At 70.5% G+C, this 20,553-nt stretch carries 21 protein-coding genes, 3 pseudogenes, 2 riboswitches and 1 other annotated feature; of the genes and pseudogenes, 18 read left to right on the top strand and 6 right to left on the bottom strand.

Features of this window, described 5'->3' with window-relative positions; all coding sequences use genetic code 11:
* Nucleotides 1-149: 149 nt before the first annotated feature.
* The 3 genes and pseudogenes from C4S70_RS18540 to C4S70_RS19495 form a co-directional block, all read left to right on the top strand.
* The gene (locus tag C4S70_RS18540) at nt 150-395 is read left to right on the top strand and encodes a hypothetical protein (RefSeq protein ID WP_146064243.1); all 246 of its coding nucleotides are present in this window, start codon (nt 150-152) and stop codon (nt 393-395) included.
* 38 nt (nt 396-433) lie between these two features.
* Nucleotides 434-725: pseudogene (locus C4S70_RS19500) on the top strand (hypothetical protein); the annotation flags it as partial.
* Nucleotides 540-656 (top strand) — a sequence feature (AL1L pseudoknot). (Overlaps the previous pseudogene by 117 nt.)
* Before the next feature lie 302 nt (nt 726-1,027).
* Nucleotides 1,028-1,312 (top strand): annotated as a pseudogene (locus C4S70_RS19495) (hypothetical protein); the annotation flags it as partial.
* A gap of 68 nt (nt 1,313-1,380) precedes the next feature.
* On the opposite strand, the pseudogene C4S70_RS16360 reads toward C4S70_RS19495, so the two are convergent.
* The 3 genes and pseudogenes from C4S70_RS16360 to C4S70_RS16350 form a co-directional block, all read right to left on the bottom strand.
* Nucleotides 1,381-2,106 (bottom strand): annotated as a pseudogene (locus C4S70_RS16360) (IS5 family transposase); the annotation flags it as partial.
* A gap of 519 nt (nt 2,107-2,625) precedes the next feature.
* The gene (locus C4S70_RS16355) at nt 2,626-3,570 is read right to left on the bottom strand and encodes a response regulator (RefSeq protein ID WP_160114899.1); all 945 of its coding nucleotides are present in this window, start codon (nt 3,568-3,570) and stop codon (nt 2,626-2,628) included.
* Nucleotides 3,571-3,620: 50 nt separating this feature from the next.
* Nucleotides 3,621-3,977 (bottom strand): Hpt domain-containing protein, encoded by a 357-nt coding sequence (locus C4S70_RS16350; protein WP_160114898.1) that lies wholly within the window; start codon nt 3,975-3,977, stop codon nt 3,621-3,623.
* A gap of 374 nt (nt 3,978-4,351) precedes the next feature.
* A riboswitch (cobalamin riboswitch) is annotated at nt 4,352-4,544 on the top strand.
* A 91-nt stretch (nt 4,545-4,635) separates the two neighbouring features.
* On the opposite strand from C4S70_RS16350, the gene C4S70_RS16345 reads away from it, so the two are divergent.
* Genes C4S70_RS16345 through cobJ form a run of 7 tightly spaced genes read left to right on the top strand, consistent with a single transcriptional unit; the run spans nt 4,636 to nt 12,646 of the window.
* Nucleotides 4,636-5,025: a DUF1636 family protein gene (locus tag C4S70_RS16345; protein ID WP_104009177.1), complete on the top strand. Its 390-nt coding sequence runs from the start codon at nt 4,636-4,638 to the stop codon at nt 5,023-5,025.
* The gene (cobW, locus tag C4S70_RS16340) at nt 5,022-6,083 is read left to right on the top strand and encodes a cobalamin biosynthesis protein CobW (protein ID WP_104009176.1); all 1,062 of its coding nucleotides are present in this window, start codon (nt 5,022-5,024) and stop codon (nt 6,081-6,083) included. The genes C4S70_RS16345 and cobW overlap by 4 nt, the downstream gene beginning before the upstream one ends.
* A gap of 16 nt (nt 6,084-6,099) precedes the next feature.
* Complete coding sequence (gene cobN / locus C4S70_RS16335; protein WP_104009175.1) at nt 6,100-9,387, top strand: cobaltochelatase subunit CobN; 3,288 nt, start codon at nt 6,100-6,102, stop codon at nt 9,385-9,387.
* On the top strand, nt 9,384-10,517 hold the full coding sequence (locus tag C4S70_RS16330; protein ID WP_104009183.1) for a cobalamin biosynthesis protein CobG: 1,134 nt from the start codon (nt 9,384-9,386) through the stop codon (nt 10,515-10,517). Before cobN ends, C4S70_RS16330 begins: the two co-directional genes overlap by 4 nt.
* Nucleotides 10,517-11,146 (top strand): precorrin-8X methylmutase, encoded by a 630-nt coding sequence (locus C4S70_RS16325; RefSeq protein WP_104009174.1) that lies wholly within the window; start codon nt 10,517-10,519, stop codon nt 11,144-11,146. The genes C4S70_RS16330 and C4S70_RS16325 overlap by 1 nt, the downstream gene beginning before the upstream one ends.
* A gap of 4 nt (nt 11,147-11,150) precedes the next feature.
* Entirely contained in the window at nt 11,151-11,894 is a 744-nt protein-coding gene (locus C4S70_RS16320; protein ID WP_104009173.1) for a precorrin-2 C(20)-methyltransferase, read from the top strand.
* Complete coding sequence (gene cobJ / locus C4S70_RS16315) at nt 11,891-12,646, top strand: precorrin-3B C(17)-methyltransferase (protein WP_104009172.1); 756 nt, start codon at nt 11,891-11,893, stop codon at nt 12,644-12,646. The genes C4S70_RS16320 and cobJ overlap by 4 nt, the downstream gene beginning before the upstream one ends.
* Here the strand turns inward: cobJ and C4S70_RS16310 are convergent.
* Complete coding sequence (locus C4S70_RS16310) at nt 12,619-13,371, bottom strand: cobalt-precorrin-6A reductase (RefSeq protein ID WP_104009171.1); 753 nt, start codon at nt 13,369-13,371, stop codon at nt 12,619-12,621. The two genes, cobJ and C4S70_RS16310, sit on opposite strands and share 28 nt — an antisense overlap.
* On the opposite strand from C4S70_RS16310, the gene cbiE reads away from it, so the two are divergent.
* From cbiE to C4S70_RS16270, 8 genes are all read left to right on the top strand, one after another.
* Nucleotides 13,370-14,569 (top strand): precorrin-6y C5,15-methyltransferase (decarboxylating) subunit CbiE, encoded by a 1,200-nt coding sequence (gene cbiE / locus C4S70_RS16305; RefSeq protein WP_104009170.1) that lies wholly within the window; start codon nt 13,370-13,372, stop codon nt 14,567-14,569. The genes C4S70_RS16310 and cbiE overlap by 2 nt on opposite strands.
* Nucleotides 14,566-14,937 carry a cobalamin biosynthesis protein gene (locus C4S70_RS16300; RefSeq protein WP_104009169.1) on the top strand — a complete coding sequence of 124 codons (372 nt, stop codon included), beginning with the start codon at nt 14,566-14,568 and terminating at the stop codon, nt 14,935-14,937. Before cbiE ends, C4S70_RS16300 begins: the two co-directional genes overlap by 4 nt.
* Nucleotides 14,934-15,728, top strand: coding sequence for a precorrin-4 C(11)-methyltransferase (gene cobM, locus C4S70_RS16295; RefSeq protein ID WP_104009168.1), 795 nt, complete (start codon nt 14,934-14,936; stop codon nt 15,726-15,728). Before C4S70_RS16300 ends, cobM begins: the two co-directional genes overlap by 4 nt.
* On the top strand, nt 15,721-17,040 hold the full coding sequence (locus C4S70_RS16290; RefSeq protein ID WP_104009167.1) for a cobyrinate a,c-diamide synthase: 1,320 nt from the start codon (nt 15,721-15,723) through the stop codon (nt 17,038-17,040). Before cobM ends, C4S70_RS16290 begins: the two co-directional genes overlap by 8 nt.
* Nucleotides 17,037-17,798: a precorrin-6A synthase (deacetylating) gene (gene cobF, locus C4S70_RS16285; RefSeq protein ID WP_104009166.1), complete on the top strand. Its 762-nt coding sequence runs from the start codon at nt 17,037-17,039 to the stop codon at nt 17,796-17,798. Before C4S70_RS16290 ends, cobF begins: the two co-directional genes overlap by 4 nt.
* A gap of 51 nt (nt 17,799-17,849) precedes the next feature.
* Nucleotides 17,850-18,059, top strand: a riboswitch (cobalamin riboswitch).
* A gap of 33 nt (nt 18,060-18,092) precedes the next feature.
* Nucleotides 18,093-18,257: a CbtB domain-containing protein gene (locus tag C4S70_RS16280; protein ID WP_104009165.1), complete on the top strand. Its 165-nt coding sequence runs from the start codon at nt 18,093-18,095 to the stop codon at nt 18,255-18,257.
* A gap of 4 nt (nt 18,258-18,261) precedes the next feature.
* On the top strand, nt 18,262-18,945 hold the full coding sequence (locus C4S70_RS16275) for a CbtA family protein (RefSeq protein WP_104009164.1): 684 nt from the start codon (nt 18,262-18,264) through the stop codon (nt 18,943-18,945).
* Between the two features lie 66 nt (nt 18,946-19,011).
* Nucleotides 19,012-19,497: a hypothetical protein gene (locus tag C4S70_RS16270; RefSeq protein WP_104009163.1), complete on the top strand. Its 486-nt coding sequence runs from the start codon at nt 19,012-19,014 to the stop codon at nt 19,495-19,497.
* On the opposite strand, the gene C4S70_RS16265 is transcribed toward C4S70_RS16270, so the two are convergent.
* Entirely contained in the window at nt 19,491-19,844 is a 354-nt protein-coding gene (locus C4S70_RS16265; protein ID WP_104009162.1) for a DUF1636 family protein, read from the bottom strand. The genes C4S70_RS16270 and C4S70_RS16265 overlap by 7 nt on opposite strands.
* 25 nt (nt 19,845-19,869) lie before the next feature.
* Nucleotides 19,870-20,478 carry a cob(I)yrinic acid a,c-diamide adenosyltransferase gene (gene cobO / locus C4S70_RS16260; protein ID WP_104009161.1) on the bottom strand — a complete coding sequence of 203 codons (609 nt, stop codon included), beginning with the start codon at nt 20,476-20,478 and terminating at the stop codon, nt 19,870-19,872.
* Between the last annotated feature and the right edge of the window lie 75 nt (nt 20,479-20,553).

Here is a 20,553-nt window from a genome sequence, read left to right as displayed (position 1 = left end):
AAGGCCACGCTCAGAGGCCTGACACACGTCCGATCGAAGACCCCCGCCGAAAGACCGAAGATTACGCTGGCCAAAACAGGGGGCATCCACACACGCCCCAGGTTTACCGGAGAGTAAGATACTCATTAGACACTCAAAGGACGAGCCCCATGACGAAGAGACGATTCACCCCCGCCTATCCGGCCGAGCTTCGCGACCGCGGCGTTCGGCTGTGCCGAGAGAACCGTGCAGATTACACCACCGATACGGCAGCGTATCGTGCAATTGCGCCGAAGCTTGGTTGCTCGCCGGACAGCCTGCGCGTCTGGTGCCAGCAAGCCGAGCGCGATGCCGGCCAGCGGGCCGGGCTGACGAGTGCAGAGAGTTCGAGCCGGATTGCCGAAAGCAACAAATGATCCGGGGGATCATTTGAGGCGATAAACGGGCGGAGCCCCGGATCAAGGAACTGGAGCGCGAGGTCCGTGAGCTGCGGCAGGCCAACGAGATCCTGAAGAAGGGTGAGCCAGTGAAGGCGCCACTGGTTCGAGCCCACTGGCGAACGCGTATTTCGCGGCGGCGGAGCTCGACCGCCCGTTCCGCAAATGATCGCGTTCATCGATGATCGTCGTGGCGTCTTTGGTGTCGGGCCGATCTGCCGGGTTCTGGGGATCGCATCATCGACGTATTACGCCTTCAAGGCGGTGGAGCGTGATCTCGATCTGGCATCGGGCCGGGCCAGGCAGGAACCTGGATCGGGCCCGCGGAAACACTGCTGTGAAACGCCGGGGCAAACTGTTCGACGCGGGTGATCGATTGACAGGAAACCACCGTGACTTTCCGAACGCCTGCCTGTCGGTCGATCTGGAGATCGACCCCGGACCGCGCGCCTGATGTCCTTTGCTGGGGTCGCGTCGGACGGCGCGGCCGTGGTCGTGCATCGCAAAGGCGATCCGGCGCTCGCGCTGGCAAGGCTCGAATCCCGTGCCGAAGAATTTGCGCATCTGATCGGGCACAACATCCTCCGGTTTGACCTGCCGCATCTGGTGGCGAACCGACCCTGGACCGCCTGGGCGATCCCCGGCTGGGCTGGCCGATGGCCTACGCGCTTTCGTGGATTTCCGTCGCGGGCGGGGATTCGGTGATGCCACCCCGGGTGCGCCACCGGTTCGGGGACGCCTCCGCCATCGTGCGGCATCTGCGGGACACCCCCTGGTGCAAATGGTGCCGCGAGAACGACGACCCCGACCGCGCCCTGCAACGCTGGTTCGGCTTTCCCTCCTTCCGGCCCGATCCCAGGGACGAGGCCGGCCGGCTGCTGCAACGGCAGATCGTTGACGCGGTGCAGCGGTTGAATACGGCGATGCGGACCTGGATTTCCGCGACCTGCCGGTCGAAGTCTCTCGACATCAGGGATTGGCTGAGAAGCTTGAAGCAGTTCGTCTTGCTCTCGACGCGGCTTTGGCGTTGGTATCCGCTCCACCGTCGCCACAATGCCTTGCCGAGATAGCGGGATGAACGCACCGCCTCGTTTCGAGCGACAGCCCCGGCGCTCCTGGGCTTCCACGGTTTGGCGTTCTTGCGCGGGGATATGACGGGGTGGGCATTCCGGGCGGCAATCGCGTCATGGCATTTGGGCGTGTCGCAGGCGCCGTCAGCGGTCACTGATCCAAGTTCCTGATCGGGCGGGATCTGGTTCAGCAACTCGGGCAGCATGGGAGCGTCGCCCGCATTGCTGGCGGTCACCTCGACGGCCCGAACCTCCAGCGTTTCCTCATCGTTCCCCATGTGTATCTTGCGCCAGATATGCCGTTTGGGGCCGCCATGCTTGCGGGCGTTCCATTCCCCTTCGCCTTCGGCCTTGATGCCGGTGCTGTCAACAAGCGGGTTCAGCGGGCCGGTTCCGCCGCGATAGGGAAGGCTCACGTTCAGCGTTTTTTCCGGCGGCACAACGTGCCGAAGTCCGGTACCGACCAGTCCGACAAGCTGAAGCAGGCCCTGCACGAACCAGGTCGTCTGCCGAAGCGGCATCTCGAACAGAACCTTCAAGGTCAGACAGATCTGGATCGCATCATCGCTGAAATGCTGCCGGCGACCGCGCCTGCCGCTCGGCGGCGGCACCCATTCCATATCGGGATCGAACCAGATCGAGAGCGATCCGCGGCGCGATTTGTGCAACAAAGCCGTCGCGCGTCGCGCCTGCGGCATTTTCTGGAAGCCGGTTCAACGCCAGATCCCGATCTCATCCCGCGACCGATGTCGCCCCCCTGCCGGGGCTTTGACCTGTCACGAGGTGTCTTCACCGGGCGGCAGCGGACTCCGATCCGGTGAATGGGCGGGCGATGAACAATGGCGGCTCGCGGCGGAACGGATCATCGGGTTCCTGGCGCGGGAGCAAAGACGGGAATCGCTCCGGCAAACCACGGAAGGCGCGTTCCGGCAGGAGGAAAAATCGTTCGCAGGTCACCGCTCCCGTCCTCGAAAGCTGCAGGCATGAAAGGCACCGCGACCTCGGGACGGCCCTCTGCACGGCCTGGGGCAGCGCCAGCGCCGCGATCCGGGCGATGGGGGATACGATGGGCGACGTCCCGGCGTTGCCGGACGGGTTGAACGATCCGGCATCCGAAACGGGCGGTGCCGCGCTTCGCCTCAGACCGCCAGGGCTGTTGACCAGCCCCGCGCCTCGGCCTCGCCGATATGGCGGTAAAGCGCCTCCACCGCGCGTTCGCCTTCGGCAAAGCACAGCTGCTGCGGCTGACTCATGACCGGCACGACACGCAGCACCGCGCCCTGCGGCGTCGGGATCCCGAGCCGCTCCAGCCCGCGCCCGACCTCGCGTTCGATCGCCGCGCGTTCGTCCTCGTCGCCCGCCAGCCCGTCGGCGACCCCGACAAAGGCGCCATAGCCCGCATGGGCGATCAGCGTGTTGCGCCCGGCCAGCGCCGCGGCGATCTTCGCGCCGACGACCTCCAGGATCCTGCGGAAGATATGCGGCGGGCAGACCGAATGCAGCCGCGCGGCATCCCTAAGCACGAAGGCAAAGCCCGCCTCGTGCCGGATCCCGGACTTGCTCAGCCGGATCAGGTATTTCTCCATCGCCGCCAGTTCGACTTCACCGGCAACCCCCCCAAGCAGCATCGGCGCCGCGAAATCGACGCCGCCATCGTCGGGCGCGGCGTCGCCGGCCTTGGCGCGGTTGCGCTCCTGCGACTCCTTCCTGCGCATGGACAGGCGGAGCTGCTCCATCAGATAGACGAGGTTCGGCAGGTTCAGCGGCTTGGTGACGTAATCCGACGCGCCGGCGGCAAAGGCCCGGTCGATGTCCTTCTTCTCTCCCAGCGCGGTGATCATCACGATCGGGGTTCCGGCATAGCCCGGCCGTTCCCGCACCCACCGGCACAGCTGGTCGCCATTCGCCCCCGGCATGTTGATGTCGATCAGCAGACAGTCGAACGGCTCCGTCCCGCGGGCGATGAGCCCCGCGGCCTCTTCGGCCGATGCGGCAAAGGTCACGTCCTGAAAGTTCGACAGGTAAAGCGTCTTTTCCAGGATCTTGTGGATCACGACATCATCGTCGACGACAAGAATCTTCATTGCTCCAACTTCCTGTCCGGACCTGTCACCCGGCCGGCGGCGGCCGCCGCTCATGCCCCGCCGCCCCGGCTTGCGTCGATCCTTTCGATTTCGCGGATGAGCGCCCGATAGGCCCGGACGAACCGCTCGACCGACTCATCGACCGCCGCCTCCGGATCCAGAACCTGCTGCACGCTGAATTCCAGCTCCGTCGCGCACGCGCCCAGATCGGCAAAGCCAAAGGTAGGCGCGGTGCCGCGCAGCTTGTGGGCCAGCATCCCGATTTCCCGGACCGCATCTTCCATGTCCCGGCCGTCGCCAATCCGCCCCATCAGCGCCTCGGCATGGTCCCTCCTGTCGCTCAGCGTCGCTGCGAAATCGGCGCTCATGGCCCGAAGTTTCTCTGCAAAGTCGCTGCCCAGGTTCATGTCCATCGCCGACGTCGCTCCGCTCCACATCCGACTCGGACCATCGAGTCGGCACAGATATCCCGAACCGGTTCGCCTCCGGGTCACGCCGGCAACGCCCGGTCAGACTCCACGCTACGAAGAAAACTGGCATTCATGCGGCATTTTCGGGGATTTTTCCCAAATCTGCGCCGATCGCGCGCCGCGTTCGTCCCGTTCAAGAACCCCGCCGCCCCGCCCTGCTGCTTCTTTCTGGTCCCAAATACCCATGCACCACCCGCGCCGCGCGCGCGACTCATCGGGTCGGCGGCGCCGTTGCCGCCCTCCGGCCCGCCGCCCCGACGCTTTTGCCGTCCACGGCAACTCCTGCCTTGACAACGTGCCGCCTGGTCCCCCATTGCGCGGTATGCGCTGGTTCCGCTTCGGCGGATGAAAAGGGAATGCAAAAGCAGCCGCCCCCGCGACCGTGAACGGTGAAGGGCTCCCACATGCCACTGGCCCCCGGGCTGGGAAGGCGGGATGTCCGCAGGCCGGCGAAAGCCGACCGGAACCGTGAGCCGGGAGACCTGCCCGCGCGTGAAGCGTTAACCGGGCGGGGTGCCTCGGTTGCGGGAAGCTCGTGGCCGCACTCTTCCCCTCCTGCGCACCTTGCCCCGCAAAGGGACATGGTGAAAACGCAATGACCAGCACTCCCGGCACGCCGCCCGTCGAACTTCTGGTCTGCACGACCTGCCGCGCGGGCCTGCCGACCGATGCCCCCGCCCCCCGACCCGGCGCGCGCCTGCATGACGCGCTGGCCGGCCTCGACCTGCCCGAACGCGTCATATTGCGCGGCGTGGAATGCCTGTCGAACTGCGACCGGGGCTGTTCCATCGTCCTGCGCGGCGGGCCGGGGCGGTGGACCTATGTCTATGGCAATTTCACCGGCCCCGACGACGCCGAACTGATCCGCGACGTGGCCGCCCGTTACGAACAAACCGCCGACGGGCTGATCCCCTGGCGCGAACGGCCCCCGCATTTCCGCAAGAACTGCATTACCCGCATCCCCCCACAGGAGATCCCCGAATGACCGCCGCAACGCTTGAAAAACTGCCCGTCACCGTGGTCACCGGCTTTCTGGGCTCGGGCAAGACGACGCTGATCCGCCACCTGATGCAGAACCCCGAGGGCAAGCGGCTCGCGGTCGTGGTCAACGAATTCGGCGACGTCGGCGTGGACGGTGATATCCTGAAATCCTGCGCCATTCCCGACTGCCCGGCGGAAAACATCGTGGAACTGGCCAATGGCTGCATCTGCTGCACCGTGGCCGACGACTTCATCCCCACGATCGAGGCGCTGATGGCGCTCGACCCCCGCCCCGACCACATCCTGATCGAAACCAGCGGGCTGGCCCTGCCCAAACCCCTGCTCAAGGCGTTCGACTGGCCCGACATCCGGTCGCGCATCACCGTGGACGGGGTGATCGCGCTGGCGGATGCCGAGGCGGTCGCGGCGGGCCGCTTCGCGCCCGATGTCGCGGCGGTGAACGCCCAACGCGCCGCCGATGACAGCCTCGACCACGAAACGCCCCTGTCCGAGGTGTTCGAGGACCAGATCTCCTGCGCCGACATCGTTCTGCTGACCAAGCCCGACCTCGCCGGCCCCGAAGGCGTGGCCCGCGCGCGCGAGATAATCGCCGCCGAGGCCCCCCGCCCGCTGCCGGTGATCGAGGTGGCCGAGGGCGCGGTGGACGCCCGCGTGATCCTCGGGCTTGGCGCGGCAGCCGAAGACGACCTGCACGCCCGGCCCAGCCACCATGACGGCGTGGCCGACCATGAACACGACGATTTCGACAGCGTGGTGATCGACCTGCCCGAACAGGACGATCCGTCCGACCTGGTGGCCCGGATCGAACGGCTGGCGGACGAGCTGAACATCCTGCGGGTCAAGGGCCATGCCGCCGTGCGCGGCAAGCCGATGCGCCTGCTGGTGCAGGCGGTGGGCGCGCGGGTGCGGCACCAGTTCGACCGCCCCTGGCGCCCGGACGAGGCGCGGCAGGGCCGGCTGGTCGTGATCGCCGAACATGACGACGTGGACGCGGACGCGATCCGCGCGATCCTGACCGGCGACCCGGTCGCCGCCGGCTGAGAGGGGCCGCGGCGCGATGCATGTAGTCTTTCGCGAAAGCCACGGGCTGGAGGAAACGGCCACCCCCACCGACCTGGGCCAGAGCCCGGCGGATCTGGTGGTGCTGTCCTTTTCCGACAGCGACCTGGGCGCTTTCGCGGCGGGCTGGCATCAGGGCGGGGCGCGGGGGCGGCTGCCCTCGCTGCGGCTGGCGAACCTGTCCGCGCTGACTCATCCGTTGTCGGTGGATGTTTACACCGAACAGACGCTTTTCGGCGCGCGGGCGATCCTGATCCGGCTGATCGGCGGCGTGCCTTACTGGGCCTACGGGCTGTCGCAGGTCGAGGCTTTGGCGCGCGAAAAAGGCATCGCGCTGGCCGTGCTGCCCGCCGACGGGCGGCCCGATCCGCGCCTGGACGAAGTTTCGACCCTGCCGGCGGAGGTGCTGCGCCGCCTGACCCGGCTGTGCGATACCGGCGGGGCGCAGGCCGCCCGCGCCGCGCTGGCCGAACTGGCCCGCGCCGCCGGCCTGCAAGCCGACTCGTCCGATGGGGCCGGCCCCCTGCCGCAGGTGGGGGCCTGGACGCCCGAACACGGGCCGACCTGCCCGGCGACCGCCCTGCCCCCCGGCGACCGTCCGCGCATCCTGCTGACCTTTTACCGCGCCTATCTGGCTGCCGCCGACCTCGGCCCGGTGGAGGCGCTGTTCAACGCCTTCCGCGACCGGGGGTTCGACGTCGCCGCGCTGTTCGCGCCCTCGCTCAAGGCGCCGGGCGCGGCGGGCTGGCTGGCCCGGCAGGTGCGGCGCATGGCGCCTGACGCGATCGTCAACCTCACCGCCTTTTCCGGGCGCGGCGACGGGGCGGCCTCGCCGCTCGATGCCGCCGGGGTGCCGGTGTTTCAGGTCGCGCTTGCGACCTCGACCCGCGCCGCCTGGGCCGAGGCCGACCGGGGCCTGTCGCCCGCCGACCTGGCGATGCACGTGGTCCTGCCCGAGGTGGACGGGCGCATCATGGCCGGGGTCGCCTCGTTCAAAGACCCCGAACCGCGCGACGAGGCTCTGCAATTTTCCCGCCACGTCCACCGGCCCGACCCCGACCGCATCGCCGCGATCGCCGACCGGGTGGCGGGCTGGGTGCGGCTGGCGCGGACGCGCGCGGCGGATAAACGCGTCGCGCTGGTGCTGTCCACCTATCCCGGCCGCGACTGGCAGATGGCCCATGCGGTGGGGCTGGACGCGCTGCAATCGGCGCGGGCGATGCTGGTAGACCTCGCGGCGCAGGGCTACGACATCCCCGCCGACCCGCCGGCGCTCGAGACCGCGCTGGCCGGGGACGGCATCGGCTGGCCGGTCGCGGCCTACAAGGCGGCGCTCGCCACCCTGCCGCAAGGCTTGCGCGACGACCTGACCGCCGCCTGGGGGCCGCCCGAATCCGACCCCGCCTGCCGCGACGGGCAGATCCGGTTCCGCGCGGTGCAACTGGGCAAGGCGCTGGTCGCACTGCAACCCGAACGCGGGCGGCCCGAATCCCGCGACGACGACTATCACGATCTCGCGCGCACGCCGCGCCATGCCTACGTCGCCTTCTACCTCTGGCTGCGGCGAGCGGTGGGGGTGGACGCGCTGGTGCATATCGGCGCGCATGGCACGCTGGAATGGCTGCCGGGGAAATCCGTCGCCCTGTCGGCTGACTGCTGGCCCGAAGCGCTGGTGGGCGATCTGCCGGTCATCTATCCCTTCATCGTCAACGACCCCGGCGAGGCCGCGCAGGCCAAACGCCGGATCGGCGCGATGACGCTGGGCCATGTGCCCCCGCCGCTGCGCCAAAGCGGCACGCCCGACCGGCTGGCCCGGCTGGAATCGCTGCTGGACGAGTTTTCCAACGCCGATGGGCTGGACCCGCGCCGCCGCGACCGGCTGCAATCGGACATCCGCGCCGAGGCGCAGGCGCTGGGGGTCGAGGACGACCTTGGCCTGGACCGCGCCACCAGCGTGGCCGAGGCGATCACCCGGATCGACCGTTTCGTCTGCGACGTAAAGGAAAGCCAGTTCGGCGACGGGCTGCATGTCTTTGGCCGCGCCGATGGCGACGACCCGTCCGGTTCCGCCGCGGCCGAGCGGCGGGCGCTGGCCGACGCGCTGGCGGGGCGCTGGATCGCGCCGGGGCCGTCGGGCTCTCCGTGGCGGGGGCGGCGCGACGTGCTGCCCACCGGGCGCAACCTATACACCACCGACCCGCGCGCGGTGCCGACGCGGGCGGCCCATGCGCAGGGGGTGAAGCTGGCCGAGGAGCTGATCCGCCGCCACCTTCAGGATCAGGGCGACTGGCCGCGCGGGCTGATCGTCGATCTTTGGGGATCGGCCACCATGCGCACGGCGGGCGAAGAATTCGCCATGGCGCTGCACCTGATCGGCGCGCGGCCCGTGTGGGACAAGGGCGCGGGCCGCATTTCGGGGGTCGAGATCCTGCCGATTGCCGAACTGGACCGCCCCCGGATCGACGTGACGCTGCGGGTGTCGGGCCTCTTTCGCGACGTGTTCCCGACGCTGACCGCGCTCTTTTCGCAGGCGGTGCGGGCGCTGGCCGACCGCGACGAGGCGCCCGACTGGAACCCCTATGCCGGGCGCCCCGCCGCTGCGCGGGTCTATGGGCCGGCGCCGGGCAGCTATGGGCTGGGGCTCGACGATCCGGCGGTGCAGCTGGGCGAGGACGCCCGCGCCGCCGCCGGGCGCGCGTGGCTGGACGCCAGCGCCTGGGCCGTGGACGGCGACGCCGCCACCCGCGACCGCGACGGCATCGCCGACCGGGTGCGGCAGGCGGATGCCTTCGTGCATTTGCAGGACTTGCCGGAAACCGACCTTCTGCTGGCCGCCGACTATGCCGGGCACGAGGCCGGCTTTGCCGCCGCCAAGGCGCAGGCGGGCGGCGGGCCGGCGCGGCTGTGGCATCTGGACAATACCGACCCCGACCGCCCCCGCGTCCGGTCGCTGGCCGAGGAAATCGCCCGCGTGGTGCGCGCCCGCGCCGCCAACCCCGACTGGATCGCCGGCATGATGCGGCACGGCTTTCGCGGCGCGGCGGAAATCGCGGCAACGCTGGATCATATGGCGGCCTTCGCGCAACTGGCCGGCGTGGTAGAGCCGCACCTGTTCGACCTCTACCACGACGCCACGCTGGGCGACGACGCGGTGGCCGACTTCCTGCGCGATGCCAACCCGCAAGCGTTCGAGGCGATGCAACAGAGATTCCGCGCCTTGATGGAGGCCGGATTGTGGACGACACGGCGGAATTCGATCCGCGCGGCACTGGAGGGACGGGCATGAGCGAACCGCTGGTCAGGGGATGGTGCCCCGGCGCCTATCGGCCGATGATGTCGGGCGACGGGCTGGTGGTGCGGGTGCGCCCGCGCCTGGCGCGGCTGACGCGGGAACAGGTGCTGGGCCTGTGCGACGCCGCCACCCGGCACGGCAACGGCATCGTCGAACTGACAAACCGCGCCAACCTGCAACTGCGCGGCGTGACCGAGGCCGCCCACGCGCCGCTGCTGGAGGCGTTGGCCGCGCTGGACCTGCTGGACGCCGACCCCGCGCTCGAGGTGCGGCGCAACATCCTGACCCCGCCCTTTGCCGAACCGGGCGACCTGACCGCGCGGCTGGCCGAGGCGCTGGTGGCGCGGCTGGCCGATCTGCCGCCTCTGCCGGCCAAGTTCGGCTTTGCCATCGACACCGGTTCCGCTCGGCTGCTGGCCGATGCCTCGGCCGATATCCGGCTGGAACGCGGCGCGGCGGGCGGGCTGATCCTGCGCGCCGACGGGGCCGAAACGGGCCGCCCGGTGGACGAGGAACACGCGATCGACGCGGTGATCGAAACCGCCCGCTGGTTCGCCGACCATCACGGCCCCGACACCCGCCGCATGGCCCGCCTTGTCGCCGCGCGCGGCCTGCCCGGCGGCTGGACCGGCGCCGCCAGCGCCCCGCTGGGCGCGCGGCCCGAACCGGGCGACACCGCGATCGGCCCGCTGGTGGGCGTGCCCTTTGGACAGGTCCGCGCGGATGCGCTGCGGGCGCTGATCCAGGCCAGCGGCGCGCGGGCGCTGCGCGTCACGCCGTGGCGGCTGGTGCTGGCGGAGGGCGGGCAGATGCCCGACCTGCCCGATTTCGTCACCCGCCCCGGCGATCGCCGGCTGGCGGTGGACGCCTGCCCCGGCGCGCCGCTTTGCCCGCAGGCGCAGGGCGAAACCCGCGCGCTGGCGCTGGAACTTGCCGCCCGCGTGACCGGCAGCCTGCATGTGTCGGGCTGTGCCAAGGGATGCGCCCGGCGCCTGCCCGCCGACCTGACCCTGACCGCCCGCGACGGGCGGTTCGACCTGATCCGCAACGGCCGCGCGGGCGACGCCCCCGACCGGCGCGGCCTGACCCATGATGACCTGTTGAAACTGGCGGAGCCCTGCTGATGCCTTATGAATACGAAACCGACGGCGCGGCGATCTACGCGCAGTCCTTTGCCACCATCCGCGCCGAGGCCGCCCTGGACCGCTTTGACCCGGACGAGGAACAGGTCGCCGTGCGCATGATCCATGCCGCCGGCATGGTCGAGCTGGCGCCGCATATCCGGTTCTCGCCCAGCTTCGTCGCCACGGCGCGGGCGGCGCTGGAGGCCGGCGCGCCGATCCTGTGCGACGCACGCATGGTCTCCGAAGGCGTCACCCGCCCCCGCCTGCCCGCCGATAACGAGGTGATCTGCACCCTTCAGGATCCGCGCGTGCCGGACCTGGCCACGCAGATCGGCAACACCCGGTCCGCCGCCGCGCTGGAGCTGTGGCGGCCCCGGCTGCAAGGCGCTCTGGTGGCGATCGGCAACGCGCCCACCGCGCTGTTTCACCTGCTGAACATGCTGGAAGACCCCGACTGCCCGCGCCCCGCCGCGATCATCGGCTGCCCGGTGGGTTTCGTCGGCGCCGCCGAAAGCAAGGCCGCCCTGTGGGAGGCGCAGCCGGTCCCCTGCTGCGTGGTCGATGGGCGGCTGGGCGGTTCGGCGATCACCGTGGCCGCGATCAACGCCATCGCCAGCCGCAAGGAATAGGCCCATGAACGCACCCGCAACCGGCACCGGCACCATCTACGGCCTTGGCCTTGGCCCCGGCGACCCCGACCTGATGAGCCTGCGCGCCCACCGCCTGCTGGGGGCGGCGCGCAACGTGGCCTATTTCCGCAAGGCCGGCCGGCGCGGACAGGCGCGCAAGATCGTTGACGGGCTGATCCACGCCGAGGCCGCCGAATGGCCGCTGGAATACCCCGTCACCACGGAAATTCCGGTCACCGACCCGCGTTACAATCAACTTCTGGCGCAGTTCTACGAAGACGGCACCGCGCGGCTGGTCGATCTGTCGCGCAAGGGCGAGGACGTGGTGGTTCTGTGCGAGGGCGACCCGTTCTTTTACGGCTCGTTCATGCACCTGCACGCGCGTCTGCAAGGCGTCGTCCCGGTCGAGGTGATCCCCGCGATCACCGGCATGTCGGGGGCCTGGACCGCGACCGGCACGCCGGTCACCTGGGGCGACGACGTGCTGACGGTGCTGATGGGCACGTTGCCCGAATCCGAACTGGTTCGCCGCATGTCGGACACCGACGCGCTGGTGGTGATGAAAATCGGACGCAATTTCGACAAGGTGCGCCGGGCGCTGCGGCAGGCGGGCCTGTATGACCGCGCCTGGCTGATCGAATATGCGCAGATGCCGAACCAGTCGGTGATGCCTCTGGCGCAGGCGGGCGACCGGGTCGCGCCCTATTTCTCGATCATCGTGGTGCACGGACAGGGACGGCGGCCATGACCGGCTGGGTTCGGATCGCGGGGCTTGGCCCCGGCGCCGAGGCGCTGGTCACGCCCGAGGTGACGGCGGCGCTGGAACAGGCGACCGACGTGGTGGGCTATATCCCCTACGTCGCCCGCATCGCCCCGCGCGACGGGCTGACGCTGCACGCCAGCGACAATCGGGCGGAGCTGGACCGTTCCCGCCTTGCCCTGTCGCTGGCGGCTGAGGGGCGGCGCGTGGTGGTGGTGTCGTCGGGCGATCCCGGCGTCTTTGCCATGGCCGCGGCGGTGTTCGAGGCGCTGGAGGCCGGCCCGCAAGAGTGGCGCAACCTGGACGTCGCGGTTCTGCCCGGCATCACCGCGATGCTGGCGGCGGCGGCGCGGGCGGGCGCGCCGCTGGGGCATGATTTCTGCGCGATCAACCTTTCCGACAACCTCAAGCCCCGGGCGCTGATCGAAAAGCGGCTGCTTCTGGCGGCGCAGGCCGATTTCGCCATGGCCTTCTACAACCCCCGCTCCGGGGCGCGGCCCGAAGGCTTCGCCCGCGCGCTGGATCTGCTGCGCCAATGCTGCGGCGGCGATCGGCTGATCCTGTTCGCCCGCGCCGTCAGCACCGACCAGGAGGCGCTGACCGTCACCACCCTGGCCGAGGCCCGCCCCGAGATGGCCGACATGCGCACCGTGGTCATCGTCGGCTCGTCTCTCACCCGGCTGGTTGACCGCGACGGCGCGGCGCCGATCCTTTACACGCCAAGGTCGGTGCCCGCATGATCCAGCCAGTCCAGAACCCGCGCGACCGCGTGCAACTCGGTCCGGCCGGGCAGCGCGGGCCGGTCGATCATCAGAACCGGCAGGCCGAGCGCGCGCGCCGCGTCGATCTTGGCCCGCGCGCCGGTGCCGCCGGCGTTCTTGGACACCACCAGTTCCGTGCCATGGGCGCGCATCAACGCAAGGTCGCCGTCCAGCGTGAACGGCCCGCGCGACACCACGACCTCGGCATTCGGCAAGGGTATCTCGCCGAGCGCGTCCACCAGCCGGCACAGGTAATGGTGCTGCGGCTGCGCGGCGAAATCCTGCAAATGCATCCGCCCCACGGCAAGGAACACGCGCCGCGCGGGACCGGCCAGCGCGGCCACGGCGGCGGGGATGTCGGGCACCACCCGCCAGTTGTCGCCGTGCTGCGGTGCCCAGGGGGGGCGCGTCAGCGCGGCCAGCTTCACGCCGGTTTCCGCGCAGGCGGCGATGGCGTTGCGGCTCATCTGCGCGGCAAAGGGATGGGTGGCGTCGATCACATGGGTCACGCCCGCCTCGCGCAAATAACGCGCCAGCCCCGCGACCCCGCCGAACCCGCCGACGCGCGTGGGCACCGGCTGCGGGCGCGGGTTTTCCACCCGTCCGGCATAGGAATAGGTGGCGGCAATGCCGCGTTCGGCCACGGCGCGGGCCAGCGCGTTGGCCTCGGTCGTGCCGCCGAGGATCAGGAGGTTGGGGCGCATGCGTGATACTCCGTGGCTGACCATCGTGGGCCTGGGCGAAGATGGACCGGATGGCCTGCACCCCGCAAGCCGCGCCGCGCTGGAGCAGGCCGAAATCGTGATGGGCCCGGCGCGGCATCTGTCGTTGCTGCCGGATCTGACAGCCCAGAGGATCGAATGGCCGGTGCCCTTTGCCGACGGGCTGCCGGTGCTGCAATCCTTGCGCGGGCGCAAGGTGGCGGTGCTGGCCTCGGGCGATCCGTTCTGGTTCGGCGCGGGCTCGGTGATCGCGCGGCACTTCGCGGACCACGAATGGCGCGCTCTGCCGGGAGTGTCGTGTTTCTCGCTCGCCGCCGCGCGGCTGGGCTGGCCGCTGGAGGCCACGCTGACGCTGGGCCTGCACGCCGCGCCGCTGACCCGGCTGCGCCCGCACCTGGCGCCGGGGCGGCGGGCGATCGTCACCCTGCGCGACGGCGCGGCGGTGGCCGATCTGGCCCGCTGGCTGACCGCGCAGGGCTTCGGCGACACCACCCTGCACGTGATGGAGGCGCTTGGCGGGCCGCGCGAACGGCTGCGCCGCACCCGCGCCGCTGCGCTAGACGGGTCTGACGCAGGCCACCCCGTCTGCGTCGCGCTTGACATCGCCGGCGACGGGGCGGTGATCCCGCTGGCCTCGGGGCGGCCGGACGCGGTGTTTGAAACCGACGGGCAGATCACCAAACGCCCGGTGCGGGCGCTGACGCTTTCGGCGCTGGCCCCGCGGCCCGGCGAACACCTGTGGGACATCGGCGGCGGGTCGGGGTCGATCGCGCTGGAATGGCTGATAGCCGATGCGTCCCTGACCGCCACCGCGATCGAGGCCCGCGCCGACCGCGCCAACCGCATCCGGCGCAACGCCGAAACGCTGGGGCAGGACCGGCTGCGCGTCGTCACCGGCACCGCCCCCGCCGCGCTGGAGGGGCTGACGCCGCCCGACGCGGTGTTCATCGGCGGCGGGTTGAGCGACGATCTGCTGTCCCACCTCTGGGCCACCCTGCCCCCCGGCACCCGCCTCGTCGCCAACGCGGTGACACTGGAAAGCGAGGCGCTGCTGGCCCGCTGGCAGGCCGACAAGGGCGGCGACCTGCTGCGGATCGAGCTGGCCCACGCCGCGCCGCTGGGGCCGCGCCGGGGCTGGAAAGCCGCCTGGCCCGTGGTGCAGTGGAACGTGGCCAGATGATCGTCGCAGGGATCGGTTTCCGCGCCTCGGCCAGCGCCGACAGCCTGCGTTCCGCGCTGGACCGCGCCGCGCAGGGCCGCGCGCCGGACCTTATCGCCGCCCCCGCCGACAAGGCCGCCGCCCCCTGCCTGACCGCGTTTGCCGCGCGGCTGGGGGTGCCCGTGCAGGCCGTCCCCGCCGACCGCCTTGCCGCCATGGAAACGCCGACGCAATCGGCCCGAGTCCATGCCTCACGCGGCACCGGCAGCGTGGCCGAGGCCGCCGCCCTTGCCGCCGCCGGGCCGGGTGCGCGGCTGCTCACCCCCCGCCAGATATCCGAGGACCGCCAGGCCACCTGCGCGGCCGCCATCTCAGGAGAGACCCAATGACCGTTCATTTCATCGGCGCCGGACCGGGCGCCGCCGACCTGCTGACCCTGCGCGGCCGCGACATCATCGCGTCCTGCCCGGTGTGCCTCTATGCCGGGTCGCTGGTGCCCAGCGAGATCCTGTCGCACTGTCCCGAAGGCGCGAGGATCGTCAACACCGCGCCGATGGACCTGGACGCGATCATCGCCGAAATCGCCGCCGCCCATGACCGCGGGCAGGACGTGGCGCGGCTGCATTCGGGCGATCTGTCGGTCTGGTCGGCGATGGGCGAACAGATGCGCCGCCTGCGCGAGCTGGGCATCCCCGTCAGCGTGACCCCCGGCGTGCCGTCGTTCGCCGCCGCCGCCGCCGCGCTGGGGACGGAACTGACCCTGCCGGGGCTGGCGCAATCGGTGGTGCTCACGCGCACGCCGGGGCGGGCCTCGTCGATGCCGCCGGGCGAGACGCTGACCAATTTCGCCGCCACCGGCGCGACGCTGGCGATTCACCTGTCGATCCAGAACCTTGACAAGGTGGTGGCCGACCTCACCCCCGCCTATGGCGCCGACTGCCCGGTGGCGGTGGTCTATCGCGCCAGCTGGCCGGACGAGCGGATCATCCGCGCCACGCTGGGCACCATCGCCGACGCGCTGGACGACGGCATCGCCCGCACCGCGCTGATCCTCGTCGGCCCGGCGCTGGGGGGCGAGGGGTTCGCCGAAAGCTGCCTCTATTCCGCCCATTACGACCGCCGCTATCGCCCGCAAACCGCCGACAGCCCGTGGTCCGGCTGGAGCGAAGGCGATGACTGAACCCACCCTGCCGCCGGGGCTCATGATCTCGGCCCCGTCCTCGGGCACCGGCAAGACCACGGTGATGCTGGGCCTGTGCCGCGCGCTGGCCGAGGACGGCCTGACCGTGCAGCCGTTCAAAAGCGGCCCGGACTATATCGACCCCGCCTTTCACCGCGCCGCCGCGCGCTGGCCGTCCTATAACCTCGATACCTGGGCCATGGGCGGCGGGCTGATGGACGCCATCGCCGCGCAGGCCGCCGGCGCCGATATCGTCGTGGCCGAAGGCTCGATGGGCCTATTCGACGGGGTGGCCAAGCCGGGCGCGACGGGCCACGGCTCCAGCGCCGAAACCGCGCTGCGTCTGGGCTGGCCGGTGCTGTTGGTTCTGGACGTCAGCGGGCAGGCGCAATCGGCCGCCGCCACGGCGCTGGGGTTCCGCGACTACATGCCGGACCTGCCCTTTGCCGGGGTGATCCTGAACCGGGTCGCCAGCCCGCGCCACGAGCGGCTCGCCCGGCTGGGGATGGAGCGCGCCGGCCTGCCGGTTCTGGGCGTGCTGCCCCGGCGCGGCGATCTGGTCCTGCCGGAACGCCATCTGGGCCTGATCCAGGCGGTGGAGCATCCCGACCTGGAAACCGCCATCGCCGGTTACGCCGCCTTCCTGCGCGAGCATGTGGACCTGTCCGCGATCCGCGCCGCCGCCGCTGGCGCCACGACCGCGCGTCCCGGCCCCCTGCCCCGCCCGCCCGCGCAGCGCATCGCGCTGGCCCGCGACGCGGCATTTTCCTTCACCTACCCGCACCTGCTGCAAGGCTGGCGCGACGCGGGGGCCGAGATCCTGCCCTTTTCACCGCTGGCCGACGAGCCGCCCGCGCCGGATTCCGACATCATCTGGCTGCCCGGCGGCTATCCCGAACTGCACGCGGGGCGGATCGCGGCGGCCCGGAGGTTCCTGTCCGGCCTGCGCCGCCACGCCGAAACCCGCCCCGTGCATGGCGAATGCGGCGGCTACATGGTGCTGGGCGCGGCGCTGATCGACAAGGACGGCGCGCGACACGAAATGGCAGGACTCCTAGGGCTGGTCACGTCTTATGAAAAACGCAGGTTCCACCTGGGCTATCGCCGCGCCGAACTCGCCGCGCCGATGCCCGGCCATGGCCCGGGCGCGGCCCTGCGCGGGCACGAATTCCACTATTCCACCATCCTTGACCAACCCGACGCACCGCTCGCTCGCGTCACCGATGCCGAAGGTGCGGAGGTGCCCGAAACCGGCTCGGTCCGGGGACGGGTGAGCGGCACGTTCTTTCACCTGATCGCGGCCGAGACATGACCCACGCCTCCTTTGACCTGACCCTCATCGGCATCGGCACCGGCAACCCCGACCACCTGACCGAACAGGGGGCGCGGGCGATCCGGCAGGCCGACCTGATCCTGATCCCGCGCAAGGGCGCGGACAAGGCCGACCTCGCGGACCTGCGCGAACAGATCATCGCGCGGGTCTGCGACCGCCCGGCGCGGATCGCCTATTTCGACATCCCCAAACGCCGCGCCGATGACGGTTACCTGCGCGGGGTCGAGGACTGGCACGACGCCATCGCCGCGCGCTGGCACGAAACCATCGCCGCCGCCGATCCCGCGCCCGCGCGGGTGGCGTTGCTGATCTGGGGCGACCCATCGCTCTATGACAGTTCCCCGCGCATCGCCGCACGGCTGGACCCGCGCCCCCGCGTGCGCGTGGTCCCCGGCATCACCGCCCTGCAGGCGCTGACCGCCGCCCACGCGATCCCCGTCAACGACATCGGCGCGCCATTCGCCGTCACCACCGGCCGACGGCTGCGCGAAGAGGGCTGGCCCGCGGGCATCGACACGATCGCGGTGATGCTGGACGGGGACTGTTCGTTCCGCGCGATCGACCCCGAAGGCGTGGAAATCTGGTGGGGCGCCTTTCTGGGCATGGAGGAGGAGATCCTGCTGCACGGGCCCTTGCAGGACATGGCAGAGCGGATCGTCGAGACCCGCGCAAGGGCGCGCGCCCGGCACGGCTGGATCATGGACATCTACCTGATGCGCCGCCGCCGCCGGGGCTGAAAACCTGTGCGGCGCGGGTCTGTTTTTCGTTGCGCGGGGCCGGGGTTCGCGGTTTTCTGGTCGGGCTTGGTTCCGTCGGCGCAAGCCGGCGGCAAGAGGGAATACCGGTGCGGCCACGATGCGGGCCAAGGCCGGAGCCGCCCCCGCGACTGTAAGCGGAGAGCGCCTGCCCGATAAGCCACTCCCGGCCCGGTCCGGGGGGAAGGCGGGCAGGGGCCGTGACCCGCGAGCCAGGAGACCTGCCAGGCGCCGAAACCATCTGGGACCGTCGGGTGCGACGGCAAGGAGACTGACATGACGACGAAAACACTGGCATCCGCCAATGCCCGCTTTCTTCCGGCGCTGTTCGCCGCCGTTCTGGGGCTGGGCATCATCACGCTGACCGGCCATGTGCAGGCGCAGGCGCTGCACGACGCGGCGCATGACGTGCGCCACGCCACCGGATTCCCCTGCCACTAGGCAGATGTTTTCCCGCATCGTGACCAGCGCGTTGTTCGCTGGCGCTGCAGCAGGGTTGATTGCCGCCGTGCTGCAGCTGGTGTTCGTGCAGCCCGTGCTGCTGCATGCCGAATTGTATGAATCGGGCGAGCTGGTGCATTTCGGTGCCCAGGCCGCGACGGCCCATCCCGACCTGCCGGGGTTTGAGCCCCTGCGCGACGGGCTGAGCGTGCTGTTCTCCATGCTGACCTATACCGGGTTCGCACTGGTGGCGGTGGCGCTGATGTCGCTGGCCGAATCGCAGGGGCACGAGGTCAACGGCCGAACCGGCATCCTGTGGGGAATCGCCGGGTTCGTCGCCGTGCAGTTCGCGCCGGGCCTGTCGCTGGCGCCCGAGGTGCCGGGGGTGGCCTCGGCCGATCTGGTCGCGCGCCAGATCTGGTGGACTGGCACCGTCGCCGCCGCCGCCGTGGCGATGTGGCTGATCGCCTTTGGCCGCAACTGGGCGATGTGGGGGCTGGCTGCCGCGCTGCTGCTGGCGCCGCATGTGATCGGCGCGCCGGAACCGGACGGGTTCGCAGGCACCGCGCCGCCCGAACTGGCCAGCCTGTTCGCCGCCCGCGCCTTTGGCGTCGGCGTGGCGGCCTGGGTGCTGACGGGCTGTTTCGCAGGCTATTTCTGGCGCCGCGAAGGCGCGCGCACCGCCTGATCCCCGCCCGCCCCGGGCCGCGGGGCGGGTGTTTCCCTTGAAACCATTGCACAAGGAGCAACCTCGATGCGGTCTCTTTCCCTGTTCGTCATCGGTCTTGTCTTTGGCGGAGGCTTGGGCTTTCTCGTGGCCGCCGCCAACGGCATCGCGCTGGATGGTCACGACCACGGCGATCACGACCATGCAGCCGCCGCTGGCCACGATCACGCAACCCACGACCATTCCCGCGTCACCGACCTGCCCGCCGGCCCGGACGCGCCCTCGGTCGGCCTGACGGCGACCCCGGACCCGGTGTCGGGCTGGAACCTGAAAGTCACGGTCGAAAACTTCCGCTTTGCGCCCGAACATGCCAGCGCCCCGGCGCAGCCCGGCGAGGGGCACGCGCATCTTTATGTCAACGGGGAAAAGGTGGCGCGGCTCTATGGCCCGTGGTTCCACCTCTCCGGCGCGCAGCCGGGCGACAAGGTGACGGTGACACTGAACGGCAACGACCATTCCGGCCTGTCGGTGGACGGCGTGCCGGTCGAGGCCTCGGCAATCCTCGGTCAGTGATCCCCCAACGCGGGCAGCCGCGCCCGCAGGCACAGCCGCAGCCGGCCGCAGCCGCGGGCGTCCTCGATCCAGCCCGACGGCGCGTCCAGATAGGCCCGGCAGGTGCGCGCGATGTCCGCCGCGTCGCGGACCGGGTCGAGTCCCGCAAAGACATAGCTGGCCCGGCCCGGCCCCTGCATCCCCAGCGTCACGGGGGCGTCGCAGGCGCCCATGCAGTCCTGCAGCGCAAGCGTGATCCGATCCTCCAGCCCGGCGCGCCGCAGTGCCGCGCGGATCACCTCCAGCGCGGCGGCGCGGTCGTCGGCGCCCGCGCATGTGGCGCACAGCAGCAGGCGGATTTCGGTCATCTCCTCGCCGGGGCGGGCACGGGCGTCAGAACTCCACGCCCGGCTGGGCCTTGATGCCGTCGCGGAAGGGATGCTTGACCAGCGTCATCTCGGTGACCAGATCGGCGGCCTCGATCAGTTCCGGTTTCGCATTGCGCCCGGTCAGGACCACATGGGTCATCGGCGGCTTTTCCTCCAGCAGAAAGGCCACCACTTCGTCGATGTCCAGATAGTCATAGCGCAGCGCGATGTTGATCTCGTCCAGCAGGACAAAGCGGATCTCGGGGTCGCGGATGAACCCCTTGGCCGCCTCCCAGCCGCGCCTTGCGGCGGCGATGTCGCGATCACGGTCCTGGGTTTCCCAGGTGAAGCCCTCGCCCGAGATCACCAGGCGGCATTCCTCGGCAAAGCGGGTGCGCAGCAGTTCGGCCTCGCCGGTGAGCCAGTTGCCCTTGATGAACTGCACCACGGCGCAGGGCATGCCATGCGCGATGCAGCGCATCACCATGCCGAAGGCCGAGGACGACTTGCCCTTGCCCTTGCCGGTATGCACGATGATGAGCCCCTTTTCGCCGGTCTTGGTGGCTATCATCCGGTCGCGGGCGGCCTTGATGCGCTGCATCTTTTCACGGTGGCGGGTGTTGTCGTCCTGCATGGCGGCCTCGGGTCCGGAAATGGCGTTGCGGGACTATGTGCCGGCCGCGGCGAAAGGACAAGCCGCGATCGGCCG

Source organism: Jhaorihella thermophila (assembly GCF_900108275.1).
Taxonomy (GTDB): Bacteria; Pseudomonadota; Alphaproteobacteria; order Rhodobacterales; family Rhodobacteraceae; genus Jhaorihella; species Jhaorihella thermophila.
This window is presented reverse-complemented; position numbering and strand designations above follow the sequence as displayed.

Coding starts and splice junctions, on each gene's coding strand:
- cobW (WP_104009176.1), top strand. CDS start 5,022: ATGACCGCCGCAACGCTTGAAAAACTGCCCGTCACCGTGGTCACCGGC.
- cobF (WP_104009166.1), top strand. CDS start 17,037: ATGACCCACGCCTCCTTTGACCTGACCCTCATCGGCATCGGCACCGGC.
- C4S70_RS16350 (WP_160114898.1), bottom strand. CDS start 3,977: ATGAACCTGGGCAGCGACTTTGCAGAGAAACTTCGGGCCATGAGCGCC.
- C4S70_RS16300 (WP_104009169.1), top strand. CDS start 14,566: ATGATCGTCGCAGGGATCGGTTTCCGCGCCTCGGCCAGCGCCGACAGC.
- C4S70_RS16345 (WP_104009177.1), top strand. CDS start 4,636: ATGACCAGCACTCCCGGCACGCCGCCCGTCGAACTTCTGGTCTGCACG.
- C4S70_RS16330 (WP_104009183.1), top strand. CDS start 9,384: ATGAGCGAACCGCTGGTCAGGGGATGGTGCCCCGGCGCCTATCGGCCG.
- C4S70_RS16355 (WP_160114899.1), bottom strand. CDS start 3,570: ATGAAGATTCTTGTCGTCGACGATGATGTCGTGATCCACAAGATCCTG.
- cobJ (WP_104009172.1), top strand. CDS start 11,891: ATGACCGGCTGGGTTCGGATCGCGGGGCTTGGCCCCGGCGCCGAGGCG.
- cobO (WP_104009161.1), bottom strand. CDS start 20,478: ATGCAGGACGACAACACCCGCCACCGTGAAAAGATGCAGCGCATCAAG.
- cobN (WP_104009175.1), top strand. CDS start 6,100: ATGCATGTAGTCTTTCGCGAAAGCCACGGGCTGGAGGAAACGGCCACC.
- C4S70_RS18540 (WP_146064243.1), top strand. CDS start 150: ATGACGAAGAGACGATTCACCCCCGCCTATCCGGCCGAGCTTCGCGAC.
- C4S70_RS16325 (WP_104009174.1), top strand. CDS start 10,517: ATGCCTTATGAATACGAAACCGACGGCGCGGCGATCTACGCGCAGTCC.
- C4S70_RS16320 (WP_104009173.1), top strand. CDS start 11,151: ATGAACGCACCCGCAACCGGCACCGGCACCATCTACGGCCTTGGCCTT.
- C4S70_RS16275 (WP_104009164.1), top strand. CDS start 18,262: ATGTTTTCCCGCATCGTGACCAGCGCGTTGTTCGCTGGCGCTGCAGCA.
- C4S70_RS16270 (WP_104009163.1), top strand. CDS start 19,012: ATGCGGTCTCTTTCCCTGTTCGTCATCGGTCTTGTCTTTGGCGGAGGC.
- C4S70_RS16310 (WP_104009171.1), bottom strand. CDS start 13,371: ATGCGCCCCAACCTCCTGATCCTCGGCGGCACGACCGAGGCCAACGCG.
- cobM (WP_104009168.1), top strand. CDS start 14,934: ATGACCGTTCATTTCATCGGCGCCGGACCGGGCGCCGCCGACCTGCTG.
- C4S70_RS16280 (WP_104009165.1), top strand. CDS start 18,093: ATGACGACGAAAACACTGGCATCCGCCAATGCCCGCTTTCTTCCGGCG.
- C4S70_RS16290 (WP_104009167.1), top strand. CDS start 15,721: ATGACTGAACCCACCCTGCCGCCGGGGCTCATGATCTCGGCCCCGTCC.
- cbiE (WP_104009170.1), top strand. CDS start 13,370: ATGCGTGATACTCCGTGGCTGACCATCGTGGGCCTGGGCGAAGATGGA.
- C4S70_RS16265 (WP_104009162.1), bottom strand. CDS start 19,844: ATGACCGAAATCCGCCTGCTGCTGTGCGCCACATGCGCGGGCGCCGAC.